This is a genomic window from Microbacterium sp. CSI-V (genome assembly GCF_001984105.1).
Classification (GTDB): Bacteria; Actinomycetota; Actinomycetes; order Actinomycetales; family Microbacteriaceae; genus Microbacterium.
On the sequence record NZ_MTQM01000009.1, the window covers coordinates 1,065,781 to 1,079,527 of the forward strand.

The window sequence follows — 13,747 nt, forward strand, 5'->3', positions numbered from 1 at the left end:
CACACCGATGCCCGGTCCCGTGAGGGTACCGGGCATCGGTCGGGCAGTCGGTCAGTGGCGGCGCGTGCCCCAGGACGAGCCGAACACCTGCTGCTCCATCGCGGGACGCAACCGCTGCTCGAGCTCGTCGTCGACGAAGTAGTCCTTGAGGGTGTCGCCGGTCAGGGCGTTGCCGATCGCGGCCAGGATCATCGACTGATCCAGCGACAGGTACCGCTTCGCGATCGTGTCGCTCTTCACCGCAACGGCGTCGTAGAAGCCGCCGGGGCCGTAAGCGCCGAGCTTCTTCTCGATGCCGCGGAGGTTCTTGAGCACGCCCGGGCGGTCGTACGGGAGGGCCAGGAAGGCCGCGTGCGGCGTCACCACGCCGTCGCCGAAGGTCGGGTCGGGGTTGGTTCCGGTGGTGCAGCCGGGGCGGTCGATGTCGACGTCGGTCTTCTCGGCATCCGAGGTGTATCCGTCCGAGCGGATGCCGGCGATGTCGACGCCGTACTCGCTGTAGCCGCCGAACGGGTTGCTGGCCGGCGAGAAGCCCCAGTAGCCGTAGCCGGCCTCATCGAGGCCGTGCCGCTTCTGGACCGCGACCGTGATCGGGTGGTTCAGCGCCCACGAGCGCGGCCCCCACTCGGCCTCGGGCACGAGGAGGTCGGGCATGAGCGACTCGAACATGCTGCCGCCCCAGCTCGGCACGAACGACATGCCACCTGAGGAGTACACGCCCTCGTACACGTCGATGCCGTCGTAGGTCCGCGTCTGCCCGGTGGGCAGCTGCTCCTGCCAGGCCCAGTCGCAGCCCGCGGGCATGGTCCGGTGCGTGCCGTACAGGGCCGTCGCCGGGATGCCGCCCTGCGCGATGCCGAGATACGTCGCGATGCGGCTCTCGCTCACCGTGGTGTCGTAGTGGTGGCAGGTGTAGAACGCCTGCGCGCCGCTGCCGTTGTACATCGGCGCCTTGATCGCGCAGCCGTCGCCCGGGGGCTCCTCCCAGAATCCGCCGCGGTTGGTGCCCGCCGGGAGTCCCGGCGCCCCGGCCGGGTCGAAGAACGCCGAGAAGTCCATCGACTCGTACAGCGCGTCGGCGCGGTCGGCGAGCGTCGGCTCGGCCTCGCGGACGATGCGGAGCGCCGCGGCGAGCCACCCGTTGTCCACGGTGCTGAGGAACGGGTGGATGACCTCGCCCGAGGTCGGGAAGATCTCCAGCTTCGCGCCGGTGTCGGGGGCGTACCAGTTGTAGTACATGCCGCTGCCGTCGTTGCGCTCCATGCGCTCGAGGGTCGAGACGGTCGCGGTGAGACGTTCGCGAGCCTCGTCGGCGCCGATGATGCCGAGGTCTCGCGCGGTCACGGTCGACCACAGGTACCCGCCGATGTTCGTCGGCGAGGTGTAGCCGGAGGCCGTGGCGGCATCCAGGTCTCCCCCGATGTTGTCGTCGGGGAGTCCGGTGTCGGCGTGCGCCATGGCGGCCATCGACGTCCAGGTGTCCTGGGCGTAGCGCAGCAGCTCGCGGGCGCCGGGTCCGGTTCCCGCACCGATCGGTGCTCCGGCGTGCGGGGGCGGCCCCGGCGGGGCGGCGGTCGCGGGACCGGCGGCGAACAGACCACCCACGACGAGACTCGCGATCGCGGTGGATGCCAAGCGGGTGTGCTTCATGACGGGCTCTCCTCATCGAAAGCGCTCCGGGGGGACGGAGCTCGGTGCCCAAAACCTTACATGTGTGCGGTTTTTTCGCAACCCGTTGCTCCGTGCGCCCCGCCCCTCGCCGCCCCGCGCCGTCCGACCCGCGCACCGCGCGCACGCCGCGCACCCCGCGAGCACATACGTTCGGGTCGAGCGCACACGTTCCGGGCGTCCCGTGCGTGTGCGTTCGACCCGAACGTGTGCACTGGGCGCCGCGCCGTGGAGACGCGGTCCGTCACTTCGGGGCGTGGGCCTCCAGGAACTCGTACACCTCGGTCGTGTCGACGCCGGGGAACGCCCCGGTCGGGAGGGTCGCCAGGAGCGTGCGGGGGGTCCGCACGTTGGGCCAGGCGTTGTCGCGCCACGCGACCTCGAGGTCGGCGGGCGGACGCCGGCAGCACACCTCGACCGCGTGGCGCGAGACGCCGCGGTTGGGGGTGTCGCGCCCGCGGAACCACTTCGTGTCGTCGAAGCGCACCCCCACGCTCACCGAGTGCGCCCCCTCGCTCGACTGCTCGACGCGGGCCGTGCACCAGTACGTGCCGTTGCCGGTGTCGGTGTACTGGTAGTAGGGGTTGAAGCGGTCGTCCTCGTCGAAGACAACGCGGCTCGTCCACCGGCGGCAGCACATCTGCCCCTCGATCGATCCGAGCCGGTCGGTGGGGAAGTTCACGTCGTCGTTCTCGTAGGCCTTCGTGATCGTCCCCGACTCGTGCACCTTGAGGAAGTGCACGGGGATGCCGAGATGCACCGTCGCGAGGTTGGTGAAGCGGTGCGCGGCCGTCTCGTACGACACCGAATACGTGTCGCGCAGGTCCTCGATGCTGAGCGCGCGGCGGGCCTTGGCCTCCGTCAGCGCCGCCACCGCGTGCGCCTCGGGGATGAGGAGGGCACCGGCGAGGTAGTTCGTCTCGACGCGCTGGCGCAGGAACTCGCCGTAGCTCTTGGGCTCGGTGTGCCCGAGCATGCGGCTCGACAGCGCCTGCAGCACCGACGCACGCGGGTCGCCCTTCGCCACCCGCGTCGACAGGTACAACCGCCCGTTCTTCACATCGGCGATGCTGCGCGTGGTCTGCGGCAGGTCGGGCACGTAGTGCAGCGAGAAGCCCAGGTAAGCCGCGATGTCGCTGGCCGCCCGCTGGGTGAGCGGGCCGCCGGGGTGGTCGACGGCGGCGAGGATCTCGGATGCCGTGCGCTCGAGCTCCGGGAAGTGGTTGTCCTGCGTGCGCATGAGGCGGCGGAGCGCGACGTTCGCCCGTCGCGCCTCCTCCGGGGTGGCGGACCGCTCGTCACGGAGCCGTTCGATCTCGGCCTGCAGGGCGAGCATCGCGGCGATCGCCTCGTCCGGCACGGTCTTGCCGACGCGGAACGGCGTGATGCCGAGCGCCTGGAACGTCGACCCGCGCATGGCGCGCTCGACCGCGATCTCCAGCGATGCGCGCTCATCGAGGGGCTCGGCATCCAGCAGGGCGTCGAGACCGGTGCCGAGGGCGCGGGCGATCGCCTGCAGGAGGGTGAGCTTCGCTTCGCGGCGACCTGTCTCGATCATCGACATCTGACTGGGCGCGCGGCCGACCGCCGCGGCGAGTTCGTCCAGCGTCATCCCGCGCGCCGTGCGCAGCTGGCGGATGCGTTTGCCGATCGTGAGCGTGTCCACGCTCTCATCGTCGGATGCCGCGGAGGCCGCGGTCAGGGAGACTCCGGTGTCCATGTCGGGATGATCTCACCGAAACAGAAGAACGACAAAACTTCACAGCGGGTTTCTTGGTTCCGGCGGTGATTCTTCGCCGACAGTGGTCTCCACGGGCACCGATGCCCGGTACCCGAAGGAGGACGACATGACGATCCAGGCCACCCCCGCCCAGCCGCCCCTGCGCCCCGGCGACCAGACCGAGACCGCCGATGAGATCCGCGCCGCGTGGGAGAACGACCCGCGGTGGGACGGCATCGAGCGCACGTACTCGGCCGAAGACGTCGTCCGACTCCGCGGCAGCGTCCGCGAGGAATCCACGCTCGCCCGCCGCGGCGCGGAGAACCTCTGGAACCTCCTCCACACCGAGGAGTACATCCGGGCCCTCGGCGCCTACACCGGCGGCCAGGCCGTGCAGCAGGTGCGCGCGGGCCTGAAGGCGATCTACCTCTCGGGCTGGCAGGTCGCCGCCGACGGCAACCTCGCGGGACAGACCTACCCCGACCAGAGCCTGTACCCCGCCAACTCCGTGCCCGCCGTGGTGCGCCGCATCAACAACGCGCTGCTGCGGCAGGACCAGATCGAGCGCGCCGAGGGCGAGATCACGCAGGACTGGCTCGCCCCGATCGTCGCCGACGCCGAGGCCGGCTTCGGCGGCCCGCTCAACGCCTACGAACTGGCGCAGTCGCTGATCCAGGCGGGGGCCGCCGGCATCCACTGGGAGGACCAGCTCGCGAGCGAGAAGAAGTGCGGCCACCTCGGCGGCAAGGTGCTCGTCCCCACCCAGCAGCACATCCGAACCCTCAACGCCGCCCGTCTCGCGGCCGACGTCGCGGGAGTCCCGACGGTGATCATCGCGCGCACCGACGCCCTGGCGGCCGACCTGCTCACGAGCGACGTCGACCCGCGCGACGCGGAGTTCCTCACCGGCGAGCGCACGAGCGAGGGCTTCTACCGGGTGCGCCCCGGCCTGGATGCCGTCATCTCGCGCGGCCTTGCCTTCGCCCCCTACGCCGACCTCATCTGGGTCGAGACGGGAGAGCCCGACATCGAGCTCGCCCGCGCCTTCGCCGAGGCGATCCACGCCCGCTACCCGGGCAAGCTCCTCGCCTACAACTGCTCGCCGAGCTTCAACTGGAAGCGCCACCTCGACGACGAGCAGATCGCCACGTTCCAGGCCGACCTGGCCGCCCTCGGCTACGCCTTCCAGTTCATCACGCTGGCCGGCTTCCACGCCGTGAACCACTCGATGTTCGACCTCGCCCGCGGCTACGCCGAACGCGCCATGAGCGCGTACGTCGAGCTGCAGGAGGCCGAGTTCGCCGCCGAAGCGAACGGGTACACCGCCACGCGCCACCAGCGCGAGGCCGGCACCGGCTACTTCGACGTCGTCTCGACCGCGCTCAACCCCGACAGCGCCACGCTCGCCCTCGCCGGCTCCACCGAGACCGCGCAGTTCCACTGACCCCTTCTCGCGAACCTCGTCCCCCTTTTCGCAGATCATGTCCCATTTGTGGTCACTTCGGCGCCGCCTGAGCGACCACTTTGGGGACATGCTCCCCGGGGCCAGCCGCGATACAGACCGAAAGAGCTCATCATGACCCTCATCGAACCCCCTCCCACCACCGACCGCCGCGGCCCCGAGCCCACGGCATCCACCCCCGTTCCGCACCTGCGGATCCATCGTCCGCTCGAGGGCCGCGACCGGGAGATCCTGACCCCCGCCGCCCTCGCCTTCCTCACCGAACTGCACGACCGCTTCGGCCGTCGCCGTCACGACCGGCTCGCCGCGCGCGAACGCCGCCGCTTCGAGATCGGAAACGGCGACGACCCGCACTTCCGGTCCGAGACGGCGCACATCCGCGAAGACCCGTCGTGGCGCGTCGCCGGCGCCGGCCCGGGCCTCGAGGACCGCCGCGTCGAGATCACGGGCCCGACCGACCCGAAGATGACGATCAACGCGCTGAACTCCGGCGCGCGGGTGTGGCTGGCCGACCAGGAGGATGCCACCTCCCCCACGTGGCGCAACGTCATCGGGGGCCAGCTCTCGCTGTTCGACGCGATCCGCGGGCAGCTCAGCTTCACGAGCCCCGAGGGCAAGGAGTACCGCGTCACCGCCGAGCGCACGCCCACGATCGTGATGCGCCCGCGCGGCTGGCACCTGCCCGAGAAGCACATCACCGTGATCGACCGCGCGGGCCGCGAGCTGCCGGCATCCGGCTCTCTCGTGGACTACGGGCTGTACGTCTTCCACAACGCGCACGCGCTGATCGCGGCGGGGCGCGGGCCGTACTTCTACCTGCCGAAGATCGAGTCCGCCGACGAGGCGCGGCTGTGGGACGACGTGTTCTCGTTCACCGAGGAGCGCCTGGGCCTCGCCCACGGCACGATCCGCGCGACGGTCCTCATCGAGACGCTCCCCGCGGCGTTCGAGATGGAGGAGATCCTCTTCGCCCTCCGCGACCACTGCGCGGGCCTCAACGCCGGCCGGTGGGACTACATCTTCTCGATCATCAAGACCTACCGCGGTCGCGGGGCGCGGTTCGTGCTCCCCGACCGGAGCGAGGTGACGATGACGGTGCCGTTCATGCGGGCGTACACCGAGCTGCTCGTGCGCACGTGCCACAAGCGCGGGGCGTACGCGATCGGCGGCATGAGCGCCTTCATCCCCAACCGCCGCAAGCCCGAGGTGACCGAGGCGGCGTTCGAGAAGGTCGCCGCCGACAAGCGGCGCGAGGCCGGCGACGGTTTCGACGGCACGTGGGTGGCCCACCCCGACCTGATCCCGGTGGCCCGCGCAGAGTTCGACGCCGTGCTCGGCGAGCACGAGAACCAGCTCGACCGGCTGCGCGAGGACGTCGAGGTGCGGCCCGAGCAGCTGCTCGACCTGCGGATCGGCCTGCCGATCACCGCGGGCGGGGTGCGCGGCAACGTGGCGGTGGCGATCCGCTACATCGAGGCGTGGCTGCGGGGCCTCGGGGCCGTCGCGATCGACGACCTCATGGAGGACGCCGCCACCGCCGAGATCTCGCGCTCGCAGATCTGGCAGTGGATCCACCAGGACCGCTCCACCGCCGACGGCACCCGCATCACCCGCGAGTACGTCGAGGGGGTGCTCGGAGACGTGCTCGCCGACACGACCCGCTTCGAGGGCGACCGTTTCGACGACGCCGCCGAGGTGTTCCGCGAGGTGGCGCTGCGCGAGGAGTTCCCCGCGTTCCTCACCCTGCCGGCGTACGCGAAGTACCTCGACTGACGGCACACGACGGGCCGGGGCCTCGGCTCCGGCCCGTCGTGGCGTCCGGAATCGCCGGCCGCACCGAGGGTCCCGGCGCTACTCGCGCCCGGGATCGCGCGGGGCGAAGCGGCGCAGGCTCGCGCGCGAGGTCAGCCGCGCGGCGGCGAGCGACCCGGCGACGGCGAGGAAGATCGGCAGCAGCAGGTCGAAGCCGGTCGCGGTGAACTCGATCACGAGCACGATCGCGGTGAACGGCGCGCGCATGTTCGACGCGAGGAACGCCGCGGCTGCCACGATCGCCAGGCCCGTGGCATCCGCACCCGGCCAGACGAGCGCCCACGCCGCGGCGGCCGCAGCGCCGAGGCTCGCGCCGATCGCGACCGACGGCTGGAGCGTGCCGCCGACGGCTCCGGAGCCGAGCGACACGACCGTCGCGACGTACTTCAGCGCGGCCAGGGCGAGCAGGAGCAGCGCGGGCTGCGTGAGATCGAAACCCGCCGTCGCGAGCGCGCGACCGTTGCCGAGGATCAGCGGGAAGACCGCGCCGAGCGCGCCGACCGCCGTGAAGGTCACGGGCAGCGCGACGAGCAGCTTCCACCCCGTCGGCCGCACCTTCGCCAGGAGCGACGTCACGGCCCCGAAGCTCGTGGCGCCCCACCCCATGAGCGGTCCGATGAGGATCGCCGCCACGATGAGCGACGCGTTCACGTCGATGGATGCCACGTGGTACAGCGAGTCGTCCCCCACCAGCGGGCGTGCCACGAGCGTGGCGATCGCGCTGACCGAGAGGGCGACGACGGCCGCGCCGACGCTGAACTGCGCGAGCAGGATCTCGATCGCGAACAGCGCGCCGCCGAGCGGCACGTTGTACACCGCCGCGAGACCGGCGCCCGCGGCCGCGGCGATGAGGATGCGCCCCCAGCGCGCGTCGAGGCGGAACCAGCGCACGATCTTCGACCCGGCCATCGCGGAGAGTTCGCGCGGGGCGACCTCCTTGCCGATCGAGGCGCCGAGGGCGACCGACGTGACCTGGATGACGGTGTCGGCGAGCGTCTCCCACCAGGGCATGTGCGCGCCGGCGACACCCTGTTCGACGGCGGCGATCTTCCGGCCGAATCGGCGCAGCAGGTACCAGCCGACGGCGGCGACGACACCCGCGCCGCCCACGGTCACGATCGGCAGCCACCACACCGCCGGGGACGCCAGGCCGTCGAGGAACGGCCCTTCTTCGTGGCCCCAGACGAGGTGCTCGACGGTGTGGACGATCCAGACCAGCAGCAGCACGGCGAGCCCCGTGGCCACCCCGACGATCGCGGTCGCCAGCCCCAGACGGAGCAGGATGCCGAGCCCCCGACGATGCACGCGCGTGCGTTCCGGGGCCTCTGCTGTCACGACGCCACGCTAACGCACCGGCGACAGCCCACCCGCCACGCGCTAGCGTGACCGCATGGCCTCTGTCTCCCCGGCCGGCCGGCGCGCCAGCGACGGCTTCGGCATCGTCGCGATCATCCTCGCCGCGTTCATCCTGCTGCCGGCGCTGATGATCTTCCTGATCGGGCTCGCCCCCGGCATGAACGCGATCTGGTGGCTCGGTGTCGTGCTCCTGCCGATCATGGGCTTCCTCGGGCTCGTCGCCCTCGTCGTCGGAATCGTCGGGATCGTCCTGCGCGTCCGGCGGCAACGGAACCCGGTCCTCTCGATCATCGGCACGGCCCTCGGGGCCGTCCTCGTCCTCCCCGTCGTGTGGGTGTTCTTCAGCTCCGCCGTGTAACCCTTCGGTGACGCCCGTCGCCGAGCCCGCGGCATCCCGGGCGTGCCGAGTAGGCTCTACGCCGTGACCGACCGCGCCCCGCTCTCCCGCAAGCTCTCCGCCATCGCCGAATCCGCCACCCTGAAGGTCGACGCCAAGGCCAAGGCCCTGAAGGCCGCCGGCCGTCCCGTCATCTCGTACGCGGCCGGAGAGCCCGACTTCGCCACCCCGCAGTTCATCGTGGATGCCGCCGCCGAGGCGCTGCACAGCCCGGCGAACTTCCGCTACACCCCCGCCGCCGGACTCCCGGTGCTGCGCGAGGCCATCGTCGCGAAGACGTGGCGCGATTCGGGCCTCGAGGTCGCCCCGTCGCAGGTGATCGTCACCAACGGCGGCAAGCAGGCCGTGTACCAGGCGTTCCAGACCGTGGTGAACCCCGGCGACGAGGTGCTGCTGCCGGCCCCGTACTGGACCACGTACCCCGAGGCCATCGCCCTCGCCGACGGCGTGCCCGTCGAGGTGTTCGCCGGCGCCGACCAGGACTACAAGGTCACCGTGGCCCAGCTCGAGGCCGCCCGCACCGACAAGACGACCGTCCTCGTGTTCGTCTCGCCCTCGAACCCCACGGGCTCGGTCTACACCCCCGAAGAGACCGCCGAGATCGGCCGCTGGGCCCTCGAGCACGGCATCTGGGTCATCACCGACGAGATCTACCAGAACCTCACGTACGAGGGCGCCCGCGCGGTGTCGATCGTCGAGGCCGTGCCCGAGCTCGCCGGGCAGACGATCCTCGTCAACGGCGTCGCGAAGACGTACGCGATGACCGGCTGGCGCGTCGGTTGGATGGTCGGACCGGCGGATGCCATCAAGCTCGCGGGCAACCTGCAGTCGCACCTGTCCAGCAACGTCAACAACATCGCGCAGATCGCCGCAGCCGCCGCGCTGAACGGTCCGCAGGACGAGGCCGAGCAGTTCCGTCTCGCCTTCGACCGCCGCCGACAGCTGATCGTGGGCGAGCTGTCGAAGATCGACGGCGTCGAGGTCCCCAACCCGCTCGGCGCGTTCTACGTCTACCCCGACGTGCGCGGTCTGCTGGGCCGCGAGTGGGATGGCGTCACGCCGACGACCTCGCTCGAGCTCGCCGACCTGATCCTCGAGAAGGCCGAGGTCGCGGTGGTCCCCGGTGAGGCCTTCGGCCCGAGCGGGTACCTCCGCCTGTCGTACGCCCTCGGCGACGAGGAACTGCTGGAGGGCGTGCAGCGCCTGCAGCGCCTGTTCTCCTGACGGCCGTCGTTTCGCGCGAGTCGCCAAGATTTGTCGCCTCTGCCTCCGCGGAGACAACAATTCCTGGCGACTCACGCGTGTGACCCTCCTCCACATGGGGACAACGAGGAACGGTCGGACGGCGGGCGCGACATCATCGGCGGATGCCGCTCTCGCATCGCCCCATCGGACCCACGATCGCGTTCACCGTTGCGGAAGGGCGGGCGCACGGACTCTCGCCGAGCAGCCTCCGCTCGGTGGGGTGGGACGCGCCGTACTCGGGAACTCGGAGCCGACCGGATGCCACGGAGTTGCAGCGTCTGAGCGCATTGATGCGCGCTCTGCCGGATCATGCGTTCCTGTGCGGACCCTCCGCGGCCGTCCTTCTGGGGCTCCCTCTCCCCGCATCGCTCGGCCGAGCTGCGAAGGAGTCACCGACCATCGGCGTGCCGAGCGGATGCAATCGCATCCGTCGCCCGGGAGTCACCGGCCGCTCACTCGCCGTCGAGCCTTCCGACATCGTCGACGTCGAGGGGCTGCGCTGCAGTTCGCCGTTACGTACGTGGGCCGAGCTTGCCGAACTCCTCGACGTCGGCTCTCTGACCGCCATCTCGGACCGCTTGCTGGCGTGCCGCGATCCGCTCGCGACGCGCGCGGACCTCGAGCGGATGCACCGACGGTTCCTCGGCGGGAGAGGATCGCGCCGACGTCGGCTCGCCGTCGACTTCGCCGACGACCGGGCGGAGTCGCCGAGGGAGAGCGAGCTCCGTGTCCTTCTGATCCAAGCCGGTCTTCCCGTGCCCGAGAGCAACGTCGAGATCTTCGACGGTCATCGATTCGTGGCGCGCGTCGACCTGCTCTACCGCGACGCACGCCTCGTCATCGAGTACGACGGCGACTACCACCGCGATCCGCGGCAATGGAGTCGCGACCGATCGCGTCGCGCGGAGTTGGAGTCGCTCGGCTACCGCGTGACGACGGTCACCGCCCGCGACTTCGACGCCCCCGAGGTGCTGCTGATGCGCATCCGCCGCCTGCTCGGGCAGGCCCACGCGTGAGTTGCCAAAATGTGTCGCCTCCGGCCCGCGGCAAGCGACAAATCTTGGCGACTCACGCTCGTTAAAGCTCGACGTTCACCAGCACCGGTTCGGGCTGCAGCAGGAGACCGAACTCGGACTGGACCCGGTTCTGCACGAAACGGGCGAGCTCGGCGATCTCGGCCGCCGTCGCGCGGCCGCGATTGGTCAGCGCGAGGGTGTGCTTGGTGGACAGCCCCGCGCGGGAGCGGGGGAAGCGGAAGCCGCGCGAGAGCCCGGCGTGCTCGATGAGCCAGGCCGCGCTCACCTTCACCTCGCGGAACTCCGTGACCGGCGGCGGGACGATGCCGTCGAAGGCCGCGAGCGGGATCACCGTCACCGGGTCGACGACGGGCCCGAGAGGCCACTTCGGGCACTCGACGGGGAGGGTCCGCGCGAACGCCTCGGAGACGATCGCGTTCTGGAAGAACGACCCCGCGCTCCACGTGTCCGGGTCTTCCCCGTCGAGGACCATGCCCTTGCGCGCGCGGGTGGCGAGCACGTGCTCGCGGATCCATCGCAGCGACACCGCCGCGTCGGCATCCAGCCCCAGGGCACCGCGCAGCTGACCGCCCGCGATCGGCCGGTCGCCGTCGCCGACGCGGTCGAGCTCGAGCGTCACCGAGACGATGACACCGGGGCGCTCGGCGACCGACCCGTAGTGCTGTTTCAGCACCGAGGTGCGGAATCCGAGCCCCAGGTCGGATGCCGCGACGGTGGACAGCTCGCCGGTGGATTCGTCGAGCAGCTCGACCTCGACGAGGGTCTGCACGACCTCCTGGCCGTAGGCCCCGATGTTCTGCACGGGGGCGGCGCCCACGGTCCCCGGGATACCGGACATCGCCTCGATGCCGGCGAGTCCGCGGGCCACCGTCTCGGCGACGAGAGCATCCCAGTCGTGGCCGGCCTGCACTCGCAGCCGCACGGTGTCGGGGCGGGAACCGGACAGCTCCTCGATCCCGGCGGTCCGCACCAGCACCACGGTGCCCTCGAACGGCTCGTCGCCGACGAACAGGTTGGACCCGCCGCCCACGACGAGCCACGGCTCGCCGCTCGCCCACAGATCCCGCAGGACGCCGACGAGTTCGTCGGGAGTGCGCGCCTCGATCGTGCGCTCGGGGAGACCGCCCGTGCGCAGCGTCGTCAGCTCGGAGAGCGGGACGGGGGTGATCTCGGGCATCAGGACAGCCGCACGCGCACCTGCGCCTTGCCGAGGACCGTCGTGCCCGCGTGCGTCACGGTGAGGTCGATGCGGGCGGCCTCGTCGTCGACCGCGCCCACCTTGGCGCTGATGTGAAGATCGGCACCCTCGACCGGGTCGACGACCACGGGCCGGGTGAAGCGCACGCCGTACTCGAGGATGCGGCCGGTGTCGCCGAGCACCTCGGCGAGCGTTCCGACGGCGACGCCCATCGTCAGCATGCCGTGGGCGAGGACGCCCGGCAGCCCGACCTCGGCGGCGACGTCGTCGCGGTAGTGGATGGGGTTGAAGTCGCCCGAGGCGCCCGCGTACCGCACCAGCGACTCGCGGGTGAGGTGGACGGAACGTTCGGCGACGACGTCTCCGACGGTGAACGCGCTCATGCGCCGGCCTCCCCCGCCAGCAGCACGCTGGTCGTCGTCACGACGTGGGCGCCGTCGGCATCCACGATCTCCGCCTCGCTCGTGATCATCGCGTTGCCGCCGAGGGTGCGGATGCCGGTGACCGACAGCGTCGCGGTGAGTTCGTCGCCCGCGACGATGGGCCGGGAGTACCGGAAGCGCTGCTCGGCGTGGACCAGACGCGAGAGCTCGATGCCCGAGTCGGGGTCGCCGAGCAGCTGCTGCAGTGTCAGGTCCTGGACGACCATCGCGAACGTCGGCGGCGCGACGACGTCGGCGTAGCCGAGCGCGCGAGCGGCGGCGGGGTCGGAGTGCTGGGGGGCGTCGGCGAAGACGGCGCGGGCGAACTCGCGCACCTTCTCTCGACCGACGAGGTACGGCGCGGTGGGCGGGAAGGCACGACCGACCAGTTCGGGGTTCACGGGCACCGGCTCAGTCTATCGACCCGCCCCGCGGCCACCTCAGCGCTGGTGGCGTCCGCGGACGGCCTTGACCGCCATCTGCGTGGCGATGAAGACGAGGAAGATCGAGAACAGGACGTTGCCGACGAACGGGTCGACGAGCTTCGCGAGCGAGGCGCCGAGGGCGGTCGTCGTGCACGCCGCGACTCCGACGCAGGCGGCGGCGACGAGGTCGACGTTGGAGCGGCGGAGGTTGCCGACGGTGCCGGAGATCGCGGTCGGGATCATCATCAGCAGCGAGGTGCCGCGGGCGATGAGGTCGCTCGTGCCGAAGAGGAGCAGCAGCGCGGGCACGACGATGATCCCGCCGCCCACGCCGAGCAGACCGGCCAGGATGCCGGTGACCACGCCGAGCACGAGGAGCCCCGGTCCCGTGATCCAGGTCAGTTCGAGCTCGGCATCCCGGGAGGGGATGACGAAGTACAGGCTCACGATCACCGCGACGAGGAACGCCACGAACGACCACCGCAGAGCCGTCTGCGACAGCTTCGGGAGCAGCCACGTGCCGATCTGCGCGCCGCCGACCGCGCCGGCGGCGAGGATCAACGCGGGGATCCACGCCACGTGCCCGTCGACGGCGTAGGTGATGACACCGACGGATGCCGTGGGCACGATCGCCGCGAGCGAGGTGCCGGCGGCGAAGCGCTGGTCGAAGCCCAGGGCGAGGACCAGGAGCGGCACGATCACGGTTCCGCCGCCGACGCCGAAGAGGCCGGACATGAGCCCGGCGAGGAGGCCCACCCCGATGCACACGATGAAGAAGCGGGCGGAACGGGTCGGGCGGGCGGTGTCGATCACGGGGCGGGAATCCTTGCGAGACGAGGGGGTGCGGGCCGGCGCCCGCCGACGGACCAGTCTTCCACCTCGGGGAGGACCGCGACGTCACGGCATCCCGGGAAAGAAAGCGGCCCCCGGTGGTCCGAAGCCGCGTCCACCGGGGGCCGTCGCCCTCACAGGTCAAGCGGAACGGTGACCCGAACACCGGTCTGC

General features: G+C 71.2%; 12 protein-coding genes. 5 read left to right on the plus strand and 7 right to left on the minus strand.

What is annotated here, in order from left to right; genetic code table 11:
- Positions 1-51: 51 nt before the first annotated feature.
- On the minus strand, positions 52-1,650 hold the full coding sequence (locus CSIV_RS15975; RefSeq protein ID WP_077052317.1) for a glucoamylase family protein: 1,599 nt from the start codon (positions 1,648-1,650) through the stop codon (positions 52-54).
- A 262-nt stretch (positions 1,651-1,912) separates the two neighbouring features.
- On the minus strand, positions 1,913-3,388 hold the full coding sequence (locus tag CSIV_RS15980; RefSeq protein ID WP_077052318.1) for a helix-turn-helix transcriptional regulator: 1,476 nt from the start codon (positions 3,386-3,388) through the stop codon (positions 1,913-1,915).
- A gap of 127 nt (positions 3,389-3,515) precedes the next feature.
- Between CSIV_RS15980 and aceA the strand changes: the two genes are divergently transcribed.
- Together aceA and aceB are read left to right on the plus strand one after the other, a co-directional pair.
- The gene (gene aceA / locus CSIV_RS15985; RefSeq protein WP_077052716.1) at positions 3,516-4,832 is read left to right on the plus strand and encodes an isocitrate lyase; all 1,317 of its coding nucleotides are present in this window, start codon (positions 3,516-3,518) and stop codon (positions 4,830-4,832) included.
- Positions 4,833-4,964: 132 nt separating this feature from the next.
- A complete protein-coding gene (gene aceB, locus CSIV_RS15990) occupies positions 4,965-6,623 on the plus strand; it encodes a malate synthase A (protein ID WP_077052319.1) in 1,659 nt (552 codons plus the stop codon).
- Positions 6,624-6,701: 78 nt separating this feature from the next.
- Here the strand turns inward: aceB and CSIV_RS15995 are convergent, their stop codons facing one another.
- Positions 6,702-7,997 carry a chloride channel protein gene (locus tag CSIV_RS15995; RefSeq protein ID WP_077052320.1) on the minus strand — a complete coding sequence of 432 codons (1,296 nt, stop codon included), beginning with the start codon at positions 7,995-7,997 and terminating at the stop codon, positions 6,702-6,704.
- A gap of 55 nt (positions 7,998-8,052) precedes the next feature.
- Between CSIV_RS15995 and CSIV_RS16000 the strand changes: the two genes are divergently transcribed.
- The 3 genes from CSIV_RS16000 (at position 8,053) to CSIV_RS16010 (ending at position 10,676) form a co-directional block, all read left to right on the plus strand.
- Positions 8,053-8,376, plus strand: coding sequence for a hypothetical protein (locus tag CSIV_RS16000; RefSeq protein ID WP_077052321.1), 324 nt, complete (start codon positions 8,053-8,055; stop codon positions 8,374-8,376).
- A gap of 63 nt (positions 8,377-8,439) precedes the next feature.
- Complete coding sequence (locus CSIV_RS16005) at positions 8,440-9,639, plus strand: pyridoxal phosphate-dependent aminotransferase (RefSeq protein WP_077052322.1); 1,200 nt, start codon at positions 8,440-8,442, stop codon at positions 9,637-9,639.
- A gap of 143 nt (positions 9,640-9,782) precedes the next feature.
- A complete protein-coding gene (locus CSIV_RS16010) occupies positions 9,783-10,676 on the plus strand; it encodes an endonuclease domain-containing protein (protein WP_077052323.1) in 894 nt (297 codons plus the stop codon).
- Positions 10,677-10,737: 61 nt separating this feature from the next.
- Here CSIV_RS16010 and CSIV_RS16015 read toward each other — a convergent pair whose 3' ends face one another.
- From CSIV_RS16015 to CSIV_RS16030, 4 genes are read right to left on the minus strand one after another with little or no spacing between them, the layout of a single operon-like run.
- Complete coding sequence (locus CSIV_RS16015; protein ID WP_077052324.1) at positions 10,738-11,874, minus strand: UDP-N-acetylmuramate dehydrogenase; 1,137 nt, start codon at positions 11,872-11,874, stop codon at positions 10,738-10,740.
- Positions 11,874-12,278 carry a MaoC/PaaZ C-terminal domain-containing protein gene (locus tag CSIV_RS16020; protein WP_077052325.1) on the minus strand — a complete coding sequence of 135 codons (405 nt, stop codon included), beginning with the start codon at positions 12,276-12,278 and terminating at the stop codon, positions 11,874-11,876. Before CSIV_RS16020 ends, CSIV_RS16015 begins: the two co-directional genes overlap by 1 nt.
- Positions 12,275-12,724: an FAS1-like dehydratase domain-containing protein gene (locus CSIV_RS16025; RefSeq protein ID WP_077052326.1), complete on the minus strand. Its 450-nt coding sequence runs from the start codon at positions 12,722-12,724 to the stop codon at positions 12,275-12,277. Before CSIV_RS16025 ends, CSIV_RS16020 begins: the two co-directional genes overlap by 4 nt.
- A gap of 33 nt (positions 12,725-12,757) precedes the next feature.
- On the minus strand, positions 12,758-13,555 hold the full coding sequence (locus CSIV_RS16030; RefSeq protein WP_175627636.1) for a sulfite exporter TauE/SafE family protein: 798 nt from the start codon (positions 13,553-13,555) through the stop codon (positions 12,758-12,760).
- Positions 13,556-13,747 lie beyond the last annotated feature (192 nt).

Excerpts from the sequence above, each read along its gene's own strand:
- CSIV_RS15975 (WP_077052317.1), bottom strand. The coding sequence starts at position 1,650 with ATGAAGCACACCCGCTTGGCATCCACCGCGATCGCGAGTCTCGTCGTG.
- CSIV_RS15980 (WP_077052318.1), bottom strand. The coding sequence starts at position 3,388 with ATGGACACCGGAGTCTCCCTGACCGCGGCCTCCGCGGCATCCGACGAT.
- aceA (WP_077052716.1), top strand. The coding sequence starts at position 3,516 with ATGACGATCCAGGCCACCCCCGCCCAGCCGCCCCTGCGCCCCGGCGAC.
- aceB (WP_077052319.1), top strand. The coding sequence starts at position 4,965 with ATGACCCTCATCGAACCCCCTCCCACCACCGACCGCCGCGGCCCCGAG.
- CSIV_RS16000 (WP_077052321.1), top strand. The coding sequence starts at position 8,053 with ATGGCCTCTGTCTCCCCGGCCGGCCGGCGCGCCAGCGACGGCTTCGGC.
- CSIV_RS16010 (WP_077052323.1), top strand. The coding sequence starts at position 9,783 with ATGCCGCTCTCGCATCGCCCCATCGGACCCACGATCGCGTTCACCGTT.
- CSIV_RS16015 (WP_077052324.1), bottom strand. The coding sequence starts at position 11,874 with ATGCCCGAGATCACCCCCGTCCCGCTCTCCGAGCTGACGACGCTGCGC.
- CSIV_RS16020 (WP_077052325.1), bottom strand. The coding sequence starts at position 12,278 with ATGAGCGCGTTCACCGTCGGAGACGTCGTCGCCGAACGTTCCGTCCAC.